The organism is Aliiroseovarius sp. YM-037 (genome assembly GCF_048060095.1).
In the GTDB taxonomy this organism is placed as follows: Bacteria; Pseudomonadota; Alphaproteobacteria; order Rhodobacterales; family Rhodobacteraceae; genus JBLUOA01.
Map to the genome: position 1 here is coordinate 2010846 of NZ_JBLUOA010000001.1, position 12870 is coordinate 2023715.

13 protein-coding genes are annotated in these 12870 nt (G+C 60.0%); 6 read left to right on the forward strand and 7 right to left on the reverse strand.

Annotated features, from left to right (window positions below):
* Positions 1 to 58: 58 nt before the first annotated feature.
* Positions 59 to 826 carry an adenosylcobinamide-GDP ribazoletransferase gene (cobS, locus tag ACEWPJ_RS09880; RefSeq protein WP_416512833.1) on the forward strand — a complete coding sequence of 256 codons (768 nt, stop codon included), beginning with the start codon at positions 59 to 61 and terminating at the stop codon, positions 824 to 826.
* A gap of 47 nt (positions 827 to 873) precedes the next feature.
* Here cobS and ACEWPJ_RS09885 read toward each other — a convergent pair whose 3' ends face one another.
* The 5 genes from ACEWPJ_RS09885 to ACEWPJ_RS09905 form a co-directional block, all read right to left on the reverse strand.
* Complete coding sequence (locus ACEWPJ_RS09885; RefSeq protein ID WP_416512834.1) at positions 874 to 1380, reverse strand: CarD family transcriptional regulator; 507 nt, start codon at positions 1378 to 1380, stop codon at positions 874 to 876.
* A 302-nt stretch (positions 1381 to 1682) separates the two neighbouring features.
* Positions 1683 to 2021 carry a ferredoxin FdxA gene (gene fdxA / locus ACEWPJ_RS09890; RefSeq protein ID WP_416512836.1) on the reverse strand — a complete coding sequence of 113 codons (339 nt, stop codon included), beginning with the start codon at positions 2019 to 2021 and terminating at the stop codon, positions 1683 to 1685.
* Positions 2022 to 2084: 63 nt separating this feature from the next.
* Entirely contained in the window at positions 2085 to 2453 is a 369-nt protein-coding gene (locus ACEWPJ_RS09895; RefSeq protein ID WP_416512838.1) for an RNA-binding S4 domain-containing protein, read from the reverse strand.
* A 1-nt stretch (position 2454) separates the two neighbouring features.
* Positions 2455 to 5331, reverse strand: coding sequence for a helicase-related protein (locus tag ACEWPJ_RS09900; protein WP_416512839.1), 2877 nt, complete (start codon positions 5329 to 5331; stop codon positions 2455 to 2457).
* Positions 5332 to 5353: 22 nt separating this feature from the next.
* Positions 5354 to 5911, reverse strand: coding sequence for a tetratricopeptide repeat protein (locus ACEWPJ_RS09905; protein ID WP_416512841.1), 558 nt, complete (start codon positions 5909 to 5911; stop codon positions 5354 to 5356).
* Between the two features lie 70 nt (positions 5912 to 5981).
* Between ACEWPJ_RS09905 and ACEWPJ_RS09910 the strand changes: the two genes are divergently transcribed.
* From ACEWPJ_RS09910 to ACEWPJ_RS09930, 5 genes are all read left to right on the forward strand, one after another.
* Positions 5982 to 6269, forward strand: a complete 288-nt coding sequence (locus ACEWPJ_RS09910; protein ID WP_416512843.1) for an SCP2 sterol-binding domain-containing protein — start codon at positions 5982 to 5984, stop codon at positions 6267 to 6269.
* Positions 6270 to 6272: 3 nt separating this feature from the next.
* Positions 6273 to 7241, forward strand: a complete 969-nt coding sequence (locus ACEWPJ_RS09915; RefSeq protein ID WP_416512844.1) for an alpha/beta hydrolase — start codon at positions 6273 to 6275, stop codon at positions 7239 to 7241.
* An 82-nt stretch (positions 7242 to 7323) separates the two neighbouring features.
* A complete protein-coding gene (locus ACEWPJ_RS09920) occupies positions 7324 to 9159 on the forward strand; it encodes a M3 family oligoendopeptidase (protein WP_416512846.1) in 1836 nt (611 codons plus the stop codon).
* A gap of 206 nt (positions 9160 to 9365) precedes the next feature.
* Complete coding sequence (locus tag ACEWPJ_RS09925) at positions 9366 to 9692, forward strand: hypothetical protein (RefSeq protein ID WP_416512847.1); 327 nt, start codon at positions 9366 to 9368, stop codon at positions 9690 to 9692.
* A 36-nt stretch (positions 9693 to 9728) separates the two neighbouring features.
* Positions 9729 to 10904, forward strand: a complete 1176-nt coding sequence (locus ACEWPJ_RS09930; protein WP_416512849.1) for a dipeptidase — start codon at positions 9729 to 9731, stop codon at positions 10902 to 10904.
* Here ACEWPJ_RS09930 and ACEWPJ_RS09935 read toward each other — a convergent pair.
* On the reverse strand, positions 10901 to 11869 hold the full coding sequence (locus tag ACEWPJ_RS09935; RefSeq protein ID WP_416512851.1) for a Gfo/Idh/MocA family protein: 969 nt from the start codon (positions 11867 to 11869) through the stop codon (positions 10901 to 10903). The genes ACEWPJ_RS09930 and ACEWPJ_RS09935 overlap by 4 nt on opposite strands.
* Positions 11870 to 11925: 56 nt before the next feature.
* Positions 11926 to 12822, reverse strand: coding sequence for an RNA polymerase sigma factor RpoH (rpoH, locus tag ACEWPJ_RS09940; protein ID WP_416512852.1), 897 nt, complete (start codon positions 12820 to 12822; stop codon positions 11926 to 11928).
* Positions 12823 to 12870: the final 48 nt, after the last annotated feature.

Here is a 12870-nt window from a genome sequence, read left to right on the forward strand (position 1 = left end):
GCGCTTCGGTTCTCTTTAACGCTTGGGGGCGCTTTGAAAAGACCAAGAGGGTAAGTTCGTGACCGGATCGAATGAAAAGCTGGTGGAAAGCTCTGACGTCGTCACGGCGCTACAGCTTTTGACGCGGCTGCCACTACCCGCAACCGACGCGCCGAAGCGTTCTGCGCAGGCGGTTTGGGCCTATCCTGTCGCCGGGGTTGTCGTCGGGGCGCTTGCGGCGCTTGTCGGGACAATCGGCCTTTGGCTTGGGCTGAATACGGCCATCGTTGCGGCGCTGACCCTCCTCACCTTCACCGTCACCACCGGCGCCATGCACGAAGACGGACTGGCGGATAGCGCCGACGGCCTTTGGGGCGACTGGGACCGCGCCCGACGGCTGGAGATCATGCGCGACAGCCGTATCGGCACCTACGGCGTGATCGCGCTGGTCATGTCGTTCATCGTCAGGTGGGCGGCGCTGACGGCAATCGTATCGTGGGAGATCGGTCTGTTCGCGCCGTTGATCGCGGTCGGCGCGGTCTCCCGCGTGCCGATGGCGGTGCTGCTGGCATGGCTGCCTGCCGCGAGGTCGGACGGGCTGGGCGCAACCGTTGCCCGACCAGAGGCGCGGGCTGTCGCACTCACCATCGCGATTGGCGTGATCGCGTCGTTGTTGTTTGTCGGCTGGGCGATCGTTTGGATTGCATTCTGGATCGCGCTGACAACGCTGGCCGTCGGACGGATCGCACGAAGCAAGATCGGCGGGCAGACGGGGGACATTTTGGGCGCGTCACAGCAGGTCGCAGAAATCACGGCGCTTTGCGTTCTTAGCGCCACGTTCGCATAAGAAAGGCCGCCCGTTTCGGGGCGGCCCTTACTTTCGTCTAACTCAGCTTACGCGGCGCGGGACAGCAGCACGTCGCCAACCTGACGGCCAGCGTTCACTTCGTCCGTGCCGGATACGGCGGCAACTTCGCGGGTCAGGCGTTCAAGCGCGGCTTCGTAAAGCTGACGCTCAGAATAGCTTTGTTCCCGCTGATCGTCGGTGCGGTGCAGGTCGCGCACGACCTCAGCAATCGCGATCAGATCACCGGAGTTAATCTTCTGTTCATATTCCTGCGCACGGCGGGACCACATGGCGCGTTTGACTTTCGCCTTGCCTTTCAACGTATCCATCGCCTTTGACACGACATCCGGCGACGACAAGGAGCGCATCCCAACCTCGGTCGCCTTGTTCGTGGGAACCCGCAAGGTCATCTTGTCCTTCTCGAAGGAAATCACGAAAAGCTCTAGCGAGATGCCTGCGATCTCCTGCTCTTCAATCGAAATGATCTGCCCGACACCGTGGGCCGGATAGACCACGTAGTCGTTCGGGTGGAAGTCTGCTTTTCTTTTACTCATCGTCTGCCTGCTTTCCAGAATGGTGCCCGCCAGCGTAAGAAACCGCAGCGGTAGAAACGGGTTCTACCGACAACGGTTAAATTTGGGTCTATCTAACCACTCATCCGGCGGAAGACCCGGTTGATGGCGGTCACGTTTGCATTGTCATGTCGAGGGTCAGTATAACAGAAAAATGACGTCCCCGGAAGTGCTGCGGCGCAGCAGGCGGCGTTTGTATTTAATTCACAAGCGGATACACACCGTTTCTAACGTGATTTAGGCGTCAAAAACAGCCGTTTTCAGCCGATTTCTCGAATCACCCGTTAGCCGCCCTCGCCGGGGGCTTCTGAGAAGTATTTTTCAAGCTTGCCGTCTTCGCCATCACGTTCTTCCGCATCGGGAAGCGGGTCTTTCTTGGTGATGATGACCGGCCAAAGCTCGGAGTATTTTCTGTTGAATTCCACCCACTTCTCCATATCCGGTTCGGTATCGGGGCGGATTGCGTCAGCGGGGCATTCGGGTTCACACACGCCGCAGTCAATGCACTCATCCGGGTGGATCACCAGCATATTCTCGCCCTCGTAGAAGCAATCCACAGGGCAGACTTCCACGCAATCCGTGTATTTGCAGGCGATGCAAGCATCATTGACAATGTAGGTCATGAGGGCACTCGGGTTTGTATCACTGGCGTTTAGCTATTGCAGAGCGCGCAATCATTCAAGCGCTCACCGCCGGGAAAGGAGCGAATTGCGGCGATCTTTCCCAGTTGGACGGCCTTTTCCTTCGTAGCGCGGCGCGGGTGGAACGCTGTCCTTTGGTGGCGACAGATCTTCGTAGAGGGTCTGTGCCTCGCTTGCTGGGCCGCGGCGTTCACTGATGGCAAGCACCTTGATGACCCGGACCGCCCGCGCCTGCGAAAACGTCAGAACGTCACCGGGCACCACAGTCTGCGCGGGCTTGGAAACACGACGCGAGTTGATGCGAAGATACCCGCCCGCGACCAGCTTGGTCGCCAAACCGCGGGTTTTGAAAAAGCGGGCGTGCCACAGCCATTTGTCAACGCGGATCGTCGGATCTTGCGTTTGCTCAGCCAACTTAACCCTTGTCCTTCAACCCCATCAGCGCCGCTGCGAACGGGTTATCGGGGTCGATCTTGTCTTTCTTCTGCGGGGCCGATTGGTAGGTCTTGGCGCCCTGCTGCTGTTTAGGCGGGCGCTTGCCCTTCGGCTTGCCGCGCGGCTTACCCTTGGGCGGCGCAGCCCGGTTCGGACGCGGGCGCGACCATGTGAAGGTGTAGAAAACCTCCATCTCTGGCCCCGCGACCTCTGTATCGGGCGCTGTTCCGGTCGGAACCTCTTCCGCAGGGGTTTCGGGGATTTCGGCGTCAATCTTTTCTGCGTCGCTGGGTTCTGCCGCGACCGGGGCTGCGCCCTCGTCGGCAATGGTTTCGGTGCCTGCGGGCACATCATCGGCGGGCGTCACCTCTGGCGTCTCGACGATACCACCCTCGGGTGCTTCGGCAGCCTTGTCCATGACGGGCTTGTCGCCTGTATCCGCCTGCCCTGCATCGCTTGGAACGGTAGTATCGACCGCCTTTACCTTCGTGCGCTCGCCCTTTTCAGCGGCATAGCCGAGGCCACGCATCAGGTCCGCGAACTGATCGAGCGTCATGCCGGTGATCGACAGCATATCCGGTGTCGCCTCAAACCCTCCGCGGCTGTCTTCGACCCGGAGCAAATCAGCGAGACGTTCCAGCATGTCGATGCGGATCGCGCGTTCGCCCGCTTTGCGGTAGCCGGACATGCGGTGATAGCCTTCCGGCGCACCGGTGGCGCTAGGGATCGTCACGAGGCCCGGCGGCGGGCTTTCGGGAAATTCGCTTAGGTTTTGTGCCAGCGACCAAAGGACCAGCCGCAACCGCGTCGGCGCGGGTTTCAGCAACAGCGGCATGAAAATCGTGAACTGGCCAAAGCGGATGCCATGCTTGCGCAGGCTGCCGCGTGCGTCCTGGTCAAGCTCTTTCACCTCGGCGGCGACTTCGTCACGCGGCAGGATACCCAGCCCTTCGACCATCCGGAACGCGAAGCCGCGCGCAAGGCCGGTCAGCGCTTCATCCCTGCTCATCGCGAGCAGTGGTTCAAACAGCGTGGCGATCTTGCGATCAATGAAATGTTGCAGACGACGGGTCACTTTTTCCGTGATCTCGGCCCCGGCCTCTTCGTCGACAAAGGCGGCAACTTGCGGTTTCAGCGGATCGGACCCGGCAACGAGTTTGCCGACAGCGTGCTCGCCCCACATCAGGCCGCCCTGCTCGGTAAAGTCCATTTCTGTGTCGGGGGCGTTATAGAAACGATCCGCCCGCAGATGGAATTCGGGCGCCAGCGACTGGAACGCCGCGGCGCGCAGCGTTTTCGCCTCGTCCGCCGTCGCGCCCGCGTCCTGACTGAAGCGGAACCCCTCAAGACGGCCGACGAATTGGTCCTCGACAGTCACTTCACCTTTGTCGTTCACGTTGGCCACAAGGCCCTCCCTCTGCTTCAACCGGCGCAGCAAAACGGACGTGCGCCGGTCAACAAATCTCTGTGTCAGGCGTTCATGCAACGCGTCTGACAGACGATCTTCTACAGCGCGAGTCGCCCCGCGCCAATGGTTTTCGTCATCTATCCAACCGGCGCGCTGCGCCACGTAGGTCCACGTTCGGATATAGGCGAGCCGTTTGGACAGCGTGTCGATGTCACCATCGCTGCGATCAAGCCGTTTGATCTGCCGCGCGAACCAGTCGTCAGGGACGCGCCCGAGGTCGTGAAGATAGGCAAATATCTGCTCCAGCAGGTTCGCGTGTTCGCCGTGGCTGATACCGCGAAAATCCGGGATACGACAGACATCCCACAGCAGGCGCACATCAGTCGCCGTCCGCAGCTTGGCGCGGGTATCCGGCAAGGCCGACAGAACGCGCAGGGTGTTTAGGTCGTCCGCCTCCCTCGCCCGCGAAAGGCGTGGATCGTCCGTGCCCGCCTCAAGCGAGCCGATTAACGCGTCGACTGTCCCGAAACTTAGCCGCGACGACCGCCATTGAAGCGTCTTGATCGGCGTGAAGCGGTGGGTGCAGATCGCTTCGGCGACGTGATCCTCAAGCGGTGGCGCTTCGCCCGTCACACCGAACGATCCGTGGTTCATGTGCCGCCCGGCGCGCCCAGCGATTTGCGCGAGTTCATTTGGCGCAAGGGGCCGCATCCGGCGGCCGTCAAATTTGGTAAGAGATGAAAACGCGACATGATCGATGTCAAGATTCAGGCCCATCCCGATGGCATCGGTCGCGACCAGATAATCTACGTCGCCGTTCTGATACAACTCCACCTGCGCATTTCGCGTTCTTGGCGACAGCGCCCCCATTACGACAGCAGCCCCACCCTTCTGGCGGCGCAGAAGTTCGGCAATCGCATAGACGTTTTCGACCGAGAACCCGACGATGGCGCTGCGCCCCGGCATCCGACTGATCTTTTTCGATCCGGCATAGGTGAGTTCCGAGAACCGTTCCCGATACATGAACTGCGCTTCGGGGACGAGGTCGGCAATCGCGCCTTTCATGGTGTCCGCGCCCATGAATAGCGTTTCAAGTAATCCACGGGATCGCAGCAGTCGGTCGGTGAACACATGGCCGCGTTCCGGGTCGGCGCAAAGCTGGATTTCATCGACGGCGAGGAAATCGGCGCCGAGGCCGTCTGGCATCGCCTCAACCGTGCAGACCCAATATTGCACCCGCGCCGGCACGATCCGTTCTTCGCCGGTAACAAGCGCCACGACCGACGGGCCGCGCAGCGCCACGATCCTGTCGTAAACCTCTCGGGCCAACAAACGCAGCGGCAGGCCGATCACCCCCGTCCGGTGCGCCAGCATCCGTTCGATGGCATAGTGTGTCTTGCCGGTATTGGTCGGGCCAAGCACCGCAGTGATCTGAGATTCTGCACCCATTGTCGCCGTCCCTTGGGGGATTTCAGATATCTTGCCCGTCGAGTCGCGCGGCAAGGCGTTTGATCGCGGTCTCTACTTCGGGACGGTGCGGATGTATAGCGTTCGCGGCGCGATAGGCGGCGAGCGCATCAGTTTCGTATTTCAGTTCCTCAAGAATAATGCCCAACCCCGCCATCGCGCGGAAGTGGCGCGGGTTCAGGGCAAGTGCGCGCTGTATATCGTCAATCGCGGCACCATATTCCCCGACCTGAAAAAAGGCAGCCGCACGGGCGTGCCAGCCTTCGGCAAAATCCGGTGCGTGGTCAGTCAATGCGCTGAAGTGGTCGATGGCCGCAAGGGAGTCACCCTCCTCGAGCGCGTCGCGCCCCCGACTGAGCAGCAAATCCATCGATGCGGAGCCTGATCGTGACCACGACTCAACGATCTTTTCCTCAACCTGCTCCCACGCCTCAAGCTCTGGCGTTGCAAGCTGGGTGAACAGATCATCAAGGCTGTCTTGCGCGCTTGCGGGTAGGGAAAACGCGACTGTCAGAAAGACTGCCGTAACGATAGGTTTGAGTATGTGGACCGAAATGCTCATAACGGGCGCTAGTGTAACGCACCCACGGGGAAATACCACTGTCCGGGGTTCACAATCGGAGGACTAGTAGATGAGTGAAGTCGTGAAGGGCGCGGTCGCCGCGCTGCAACAGAAACTTGATGGCGGATTTGACGGAACCGCGAAGTTTGTCATTGAGGATGAAGGATCAATCATCATTGACGATTCCGGCGTGCGCGAAGGCGATGATGATGCCGACGTCACGCTGACCGCAGACACCGAAACGTTCCAGTCGATCCTGGACGGTGATCTGAACCCGACAACCGCGTTTATGACCGGCAAACTTAGCGTTGATGGCGATATGGGTGCGGCGATGAAACTGGGCGGTTTACTGAGCTGACCCATGGAAGACGCGCCCCTCTTCACCGATATTGCCGATGCACCCGACGGGGGCAAGGCGTGGTGGCTGACCACGGCGGACGGGGTGCGTATTCGGATCGGCGTCTGGGCTAAGGGCAGCAAGGGAACTGTGCTGCTGTTTCCGGGGCGCACGGAATACATCGAAAAATACGGCCGCGCCGCACGTGATTTGGCGGATCGCGGCTATGCGATGGTAGCCATCGATTGGCGCGGGCAAGGGCTGGCAGATCGGCTGATAAAAGACCCGGCCCCCGGCCATGTGACGGATTTCGCCGAATATCAGCACGACGTCGACGCGGCGCTTCAAGCGGTCGATCAGCTTGATCTACCCGGCCCGCGTTTCCTGATCGGACATTCGATGGGCGGCTGTATCGGCCTTCGGGCGCTGCATCGCGGGTTGGATGTCCGGGCGAGCGTCTTCACAGCCCCGATGTGGGGCATCCAGATGTCGAATGTGCAGCGGCCCGCCGCTTGGGTCTTTTCATGGCTCAGCCGGTTTATCGGGATGGGCCATCGCCTCACGCCGGGATCGGTGGCGGACTCCTATGTCTCTGTCGCGCCGTTTGAAGACAATATGCTGACGACGGACGCTGATATGTATGCCTACATGCAGCGCCAGCTTGCCGCGCACCCGGAGCTTGCCCTTGGCGGGCCGAGCTTGCGCTGGCTGTTCGCGGCCTTGTCCGAAATCCGCAAACTTCATGCGCTGCCGCCACCGAAGCAGCCGGGGCTGACCTTTCTTGGCTCGCAAGAACGGATTGTGGTGTCAGACGCGGTGGAGCGTTACATGCATTGCTGGCCCAACGGCACGCTTCGGAAGGTCCAAGGGGCGGAGCATGAGGTGCTGATGGAAACCCCCGCAATCCGCAAGATGATCTTTAACGAAGCCGACGCGCTGTTTTCCGAACACGACGCCGCAAGCCGCCCGGCCGAAAAACAACCCGCCGAATAATCCGCTTTCGTCGGAACGCGCTTGCACGCCCCTACCCTGCGCCCCTATCTCTGATCCAACCGCAAACAAACCAGAGGTTCCCATGCGCCCAGCCACCCCACGCCCCGTCTTTGATGCCAACGCTTCCGCCTCTGACGACAACCTTGGCGCGTTGCCGGAATGGGACCTGTCGGACCTTTACGCATCTGAAGACGCGCCGGAACTTGAACGGGATATGGAATGGCTGGAAAGCGCCTGCACCGATTTCGCCAAGACCTACGAGGGCAAACTGGCCGATCTCGACGCCGCCGGGTTGCTGGCCTGCCTTAACGACTACGAAGCCATCGACCTGATTGGCGGGCGCATCATGTCCTTCGCGGGTCTTCGCTACTACCAGAACACGACCGACGCGGGCCGCGCCCAATTCTTGCAGAACTGTCAGGAAAAAATCACCGATATGACGGCGCAGATGGTGTTCTTCTCGCTCGAAATCAATCGGCTGGACGAAGACAGGCTGGCGGCGATGTATGCCGAAAACGCGAACCTCGCCCGGTTCAAACCGATCTTTGACCGGATGCGAGCGATGAAGCCGCACCAGCTTTCGGATGAGTTGGAGAAGTTCCTGCACGATCAGTCGAGCGTCGGTGCATCCGCGTGGAACAAGCTGTTTGACGAAACGATCGCTGGCCTCACGTTCAAGATCGACGACGAGGAGATGAGCCTTGAATCGACGCTGAATCTGCTAACCGACCGCGACCGCGCGAAACGCGAATCGGCTGGGCATGAGCTCGCCCGTGTGTTTGGCGAAAACGTCAAACTGTTCGCGCGGGTTCACAACACGCTCGCCAAGGATAAAGAGATTGAGGACCGCTGGCGCAAGATGCCGACGCCGCAGACCGGCCGCCACCTTTCGAACCACGTCGAATCCGAAGTCGTCGAGGCGCTGCGCAATGCAGTCGTTGCGGCCTACCCGAAGCTCAGCCATCGCTACTACGCGCTGAAGGCAAAATGGCTCGGGCTTGACAAGATGGAAGTCTGGGACCGCAACGCGCCCCTGCCCGCTGCGCACGAAGCAACCATCGGGTGGGAGGAGGCACGCGACATCGTGACCCGCGCCTACAGCGCGTTCGATCCCAAGATGGCAGAACTTGCGCAGCCGTTCTTCGACAAGGGCTGGATCGACGCGGGGGTGAAGCCCGGCAAGGCACCGGGCGCGTTTGCGCATCCGACCGTCACCAACGTGCATCCCTATGTGATGCTGAACTACCTCGGCAAACCGCGTGACGTGATGACGTTGGCGCATGAACTTGGCCATGGGGTGCATCAGGTGCTGGCCGCCGATCAGGGTGAATTGCTGAGTTCGACCCCGCTGACGCTGGCCGAAACCGCGTCTGTGTTCGGCGAAATGCTGACCTTCCGCACGCTGCTTGATGCCGCCGAAACGCAAGAAGACCGCAAGCGCCTGCTCGCCGGTAAGGTTGAGGATATGATCAACACCGTCGTGCGCCAGATCGCGTTCTACGACTTCGAATGTAAACTCCACGCCGCACGCGCCGAAGGAGAGATGACCCCCGAGGACATCAATGCCCTGTGGATGAGCGTTCAGGCCGAAAGCCTTGGCCCGGTCTTTAACTTCATGGACGGCTACGAAACTTTCTGGGCCTATATCCCGCATTTCGTGCATTCGCCGTTCTACGTCTACGCCTATGCGTTCGGCGACGGGTTGGTGAACGCGCTTTACGCGGTCTACCAGGAAGGCGACGCCGATTTTCAGGCAAAGTATTTCGACATGCTGAAAGCGGGCGGGTCCAAACACCACAAAGAACTGCTCGCCCCCTTCGGGCTCGACGCCGCGGACCCGAAATTCTGGGACAAGGGTCTCAGCATGATTTCAAGTATGATTGATGAGTTGGAAGCGATAGAGGTGGAACCTGATTAATTATTCTTCTTCAAATACATAACACTCGGAGTCTACGATATATGCTAAGAAAGTTTCTGCCCTTGCTGGCACTTGCGACCCTATGCGCTTGTGTGAAAGAGGAAAGTTCCCCCGCTGGAACCACCGCCACAACATCTGCTACCCCACTGCAAGCCAGCGCAAGTGCCCGCGGGCCCGGTTTTGACGGTCGGCCTATCCTGTGCACGATGAAATCACTGGCGAGTTCGGGTGGATGGTTCCCACAGCAGTTTGTTCTGAAGATCAACGAGGCAGCCGGTGAAGTGGAAATCGTACAACCCAGCGTCTGGCTGGAAGACGATGGGTCAACGAACAACGGCAGGATCTATCGTGCCAACCAAGACATTCTGATTGCATCTTGGGGTTGGTATGCGCGCCAGACAACAAGGCGTCAGTCTCTTTGGGTCGAGTATCGACTGGGCATCAAACGGCAAAGCGGAAATGCTTGGATCAGCGTGTCAGGTTCTGGACGAACCGGTGCATACCGCAGCGAAGGACACTGCCGCACCCTTTAATGAGTACGACCACCGCGCTGGGTTTAGGAGGGCGAGATGCGCGCTTTCGGTAAATTTCTGGGACGATTTCTGTTTGTGTCAGGTATCGCACTGATTGCATTCCTGTGGTTCGCGCCGGGCTATCTGGAAAACCAGCTAAACCCGGTCGCTGACCACGCGCCTTACGAAATCTCCGAAGCGACGCAGGCGCTGCACGACGATCTTGTGATCGGTGACTGGCACGCCGACAGCCTGCTTTGGAACCGCGACCTGCTGGACCGCGGTTCGCGGGGACAGGTCGATATTCCACGCCTGCGCGAAGGCAACGTTGCCGTGCAAGTCTTTACGGCGGTTACGAAAAGTCCCGCGGGGCTGAACTACGAACAGAACGCGACGGAAGCGCCCGACAACATCACGCGGCTTTCGATTGCGCAGCTTTGGCCGCCGCGTACATGGGACAGCCTGCTGGAACGCGCACTGTATCAGGCGGAGCGTCTGCACGATTACGAACGCCGCGCTCCGGATCAGATCAAGATCATCCGGAATGCGACCGACCTTGAAGACGTTTTGACACGTCGGGCGGCGGGCGAAGATATCCTCGGCGCGATCCTTGGGATCGAGGGCGGACATCCGCTTGAGGGCGATCTTGCCAACCTCGACAAGCTGACGGACGCTGGCTACCGCCTTGTCGGGCTTCAGCACTTCTTTGACAACGAACTTGGCGGCTCGCTGCACGGCACGGGCAATCGCGGCCTGACCGATTTCGGGCGGAGCGTTGTGGACGCTGTCATTGAGCGCGGGCTGATCCTCGACGTTGCGCATTCCAGTCCGCAGGTCGCGCGGGATGTGCTTGCGATGACCGACATCCCAATCGTGGTCAGCCACACTGGCCTTCACAGCCATTGTCGGGTGAAACGGAACTTCACCGATGATCTGATGAAAGACATCGCCGCAACCGGTGGTGTGATCGGCATCGGGTATTGGCGGGACGTGACATGCGACGAAACCCCGGCGGGGATTGCAACGGCGATCAAGGCGGCGATTGCGGTCGTTGGCGAGGATCACGTATCGCTCGGGTCGGATTTCGACGGGTCCGTCCGCACGGCGTTCGATACGTCAGAGCTTGCGGCGCTGACCCAAGCCTTGCTGGACGCGGGCCTGCCAGAGTCGCAAATCCGCAAGGTCATGGGTGAAAACATGCTCCGCGTGCTGCGGGCGCGTCTTGACCCCTAGGCGCTGGCATTGAAAATCCCGTCCAGCACCGCCTGTGTGCCCCGGCTGAATTCCAGCGGGCACGGATAAGGCACGCCGTTTCGGACTGAGGCGCAGAACGCCTCAACCTGCATCTGGTATTGGTTGCCGATCGGAAAACGCTCGATCCGGGCTTGGCCGCCTTCGGTTTGCAGGCGCACTTGCGCTTCGGCAAATACGCCGGGGTTGAACGGGGCCGTCAGCCGGATCAGCCCGCGGCTTCCGTGAAACACCATGTCCTGCATCCGAAACAGACGCATCCCGACGATGGCGTTAAAGGTCACATCGCCAAAGCGCGCGTTGATATCGGCGAACGTATCGACCCCGCCTTCATATTGCACCCGCGCGGCGATCTTTTCCGGGTCCAGCCCGGTGACAAAACGTGCGGCGCCGACGGGGTAAACGCCGATATCGCGCACGCCCCCGCCACCATATTCCGCGACTTGCCGGAAATTCGCGCTATCGGATTCGTTGTTGTAGGTGAAGAAGCCTTGGATATGTCGAAGCTCTCCGATCTCGCCCGCCGCAACAAGATCACGCACGCGTGGCCATTGGGGGTGGTGCACGATCATGTAAGCCTCGGCGGCAAGGCAGCCAGAGGCATCGCGCGCGGCGATCAGATCGTCGAACTCCCGCTCCGCCATCGCAATCGGCTTTTCGCAAAGAACATGCTTTCCCGCCTTTAGTGCGCGGATCGACCATTCGACATGCAGATGCGTGGCCAGAGGAATGTAGACAGCGTCAATGTCCGGGTCATCGACAAGCGCATCGTAGCTGTCATGAACGCGAAGCGACGGGCAAAACGCCTGAAAGTCCTCGGCCTTGCCCGGCGTCCGGGTTGCGAGTGCAGTCAGCTCTGCCCCTCGTGCGGAATGGATTGCCGGGGCCATATGTTCGCGGGCGAATTTGGCGGCCCCAAGAACACCCCACCTGACCACTTCATCCATGAAAAACTCCGTCCGCAGCGATTGCGAACGGAGATGCCACAACGAACGTGGAAATTCTAGGCGCGCTCCAGAATACCTTTTTCACGGGCGAGATCCCGCATCCGCTTTTGCAGTTTTTCAAAAGCACGGACTTCGATCTGACGGATGCGTTCGCGGCTAACGTCAAACTGGCCGGAGAGTTCTTCGAGCGTCAGCGGTTGGTCCTGCAGGCGACGCTTCGTCAGGATTTTCTTTTCCCGGTCGTTCAGAACGTCCATCGCGTCGGCAAGCAATTCGCGGCGAACCTCAAGCTCATCCTTGGCCTCGTAGTCTGCGGCTTGGTCGGCGTCTTCGTCCTCCAACCAATCCTGCCACTGCATCGTCCCCTCGCCCTCGGTGCCGACAGTGGCGTTCAGCGACGCGTCACCCCCCGACATGCGACGGTTCATGGAGATGACTTCTTCCTCGGTCACATTGAGGTCGGTCGCGATGCGCTCGACATTTTCAGGCCGCATATCGCCATCTTCAAGCGCTCCGATGCGGGCCTTGGCTTTGCGCAGATTAAAAAACAGTTTTTTCTGGGCCGACGTTGTGCCCAGTTTAACCAGCGACCAGCTACGCAGAATATATTCCTGGATCGAGGCGCGAATCCACCACATCGCATATGTCGCAAGACGGAAGCCTTTTTCCGGGTCAAACCGCTTCACGGCCTGCATCAGACCAACGTTCGCCTCGGAAATCACCTCGGCCTGCGGAAGACCGTAGCCGCGATAGCCCATCGCGATCTTGGCAGCCAAACGCAGGTGCGACGTGACCATGCGATGCGCGGCTTCGCTGTCTTCGTGTTCGACCCAGCGTTTGGCGAGCATGTATTCTTCTTCCGGCTCCAATAGCGGGAACTTCCGGATCTCCTGAAGATAGCGATTCAGGCCCTGTTCCGGGGAGGGTGCTGGAAGTTGTGTATAATTGCTCATTTCGCGTCCCTGTCTGCTCTTATCTCGATGTTTACGAGATTAACATGG

What these genes read in the sequence shown, in the direction of transcription:
- ACEWPJ_RS09905 (WP_416512841.1), bottom strand. Translation starts at nt 5,911, where the DNA reads ATGAGCATTTCGGTCCACATACTCAAACCTATCGTTACGGCAGTCTTT.
- ACEWPJ_RS09885 (WP_416512834.1), bottom strand. Translation starts at nt 1,380, where the DNA reads ATGAGTAAAAGAAAAGCAGACTTCCACCCGAACGACTACGTGGTCTAT.
- ACEWPJ_RS09930 (WP_416512849.1), top strand. Translation starts at nt 9,729, where the DNA reads ATGCGCGCTTTCGGTAAATTTCTGGGACGATTTCTGTTTGTGTCAGGT.
- ACEWPJ_RS09920 (WP_416512846.1), top strand. Translation starts at nt 7,324, where the DNA reads ATGCGCCCAGCCACCCCACGCCCCGTCTTTGATGCCAACGCTTCCGCC.
- ACEWPJ_RS09910 (WP_416512843.1), top strand. Translation starts at nt 5,982, where the DNA reads ATGAGTGAAGTCGTGAAGGGCGCGGTCGCCGCGCTGCAACAGAAACTT.
- ACEWPJ_RS09915 (WP_416512844.1), top strand. Translation starts at nt 6,273, where the DNA reads ATGGAAGACGCGCCCCTCTTCACCGATATTGCCGATGCACCCGACGGG.
- ACEWPJ_RS09935 (WP_416512851.1), bottom strand. Translation starts at nt 11,869, where the DNA reads ATGGATGAAGTGGTCAGGTGGGGTGTTCTTGGGGCCGCCAAATTCGCC.
- ACEWPJ_RS09925 (WP_416512847.1), top strand. Translation starts at nt 9,366, where the DNA reads ATGAAATCACTGGCGAGTTCGGGTGGATGGTTCCCACAGCAGTTTGTT.
- fdxA (WP_416512836.1), bottom strand. Translation starts at nt 2,021, where the DNA reads ATGACCTACATTGTCAATGATGCTTGCATCGCCTGCAAATACACGGAT.
- rpoH (WP_416512852.1), bottom strand. Translation starts at nt 12,822, where the DNA reads ATGAGCAATTATACACAACTTCCAGCACCCTCCCCGGAACAGGGCCTG.
- ACEWPJ_RS09900 (WP_416512839.1), bottom strand. Translation starts at nt 5,331, where the DNA reads ATGGGTGCAGAATCTCAGATCACTGCGGTGCTTGGCCCGACCAATACC.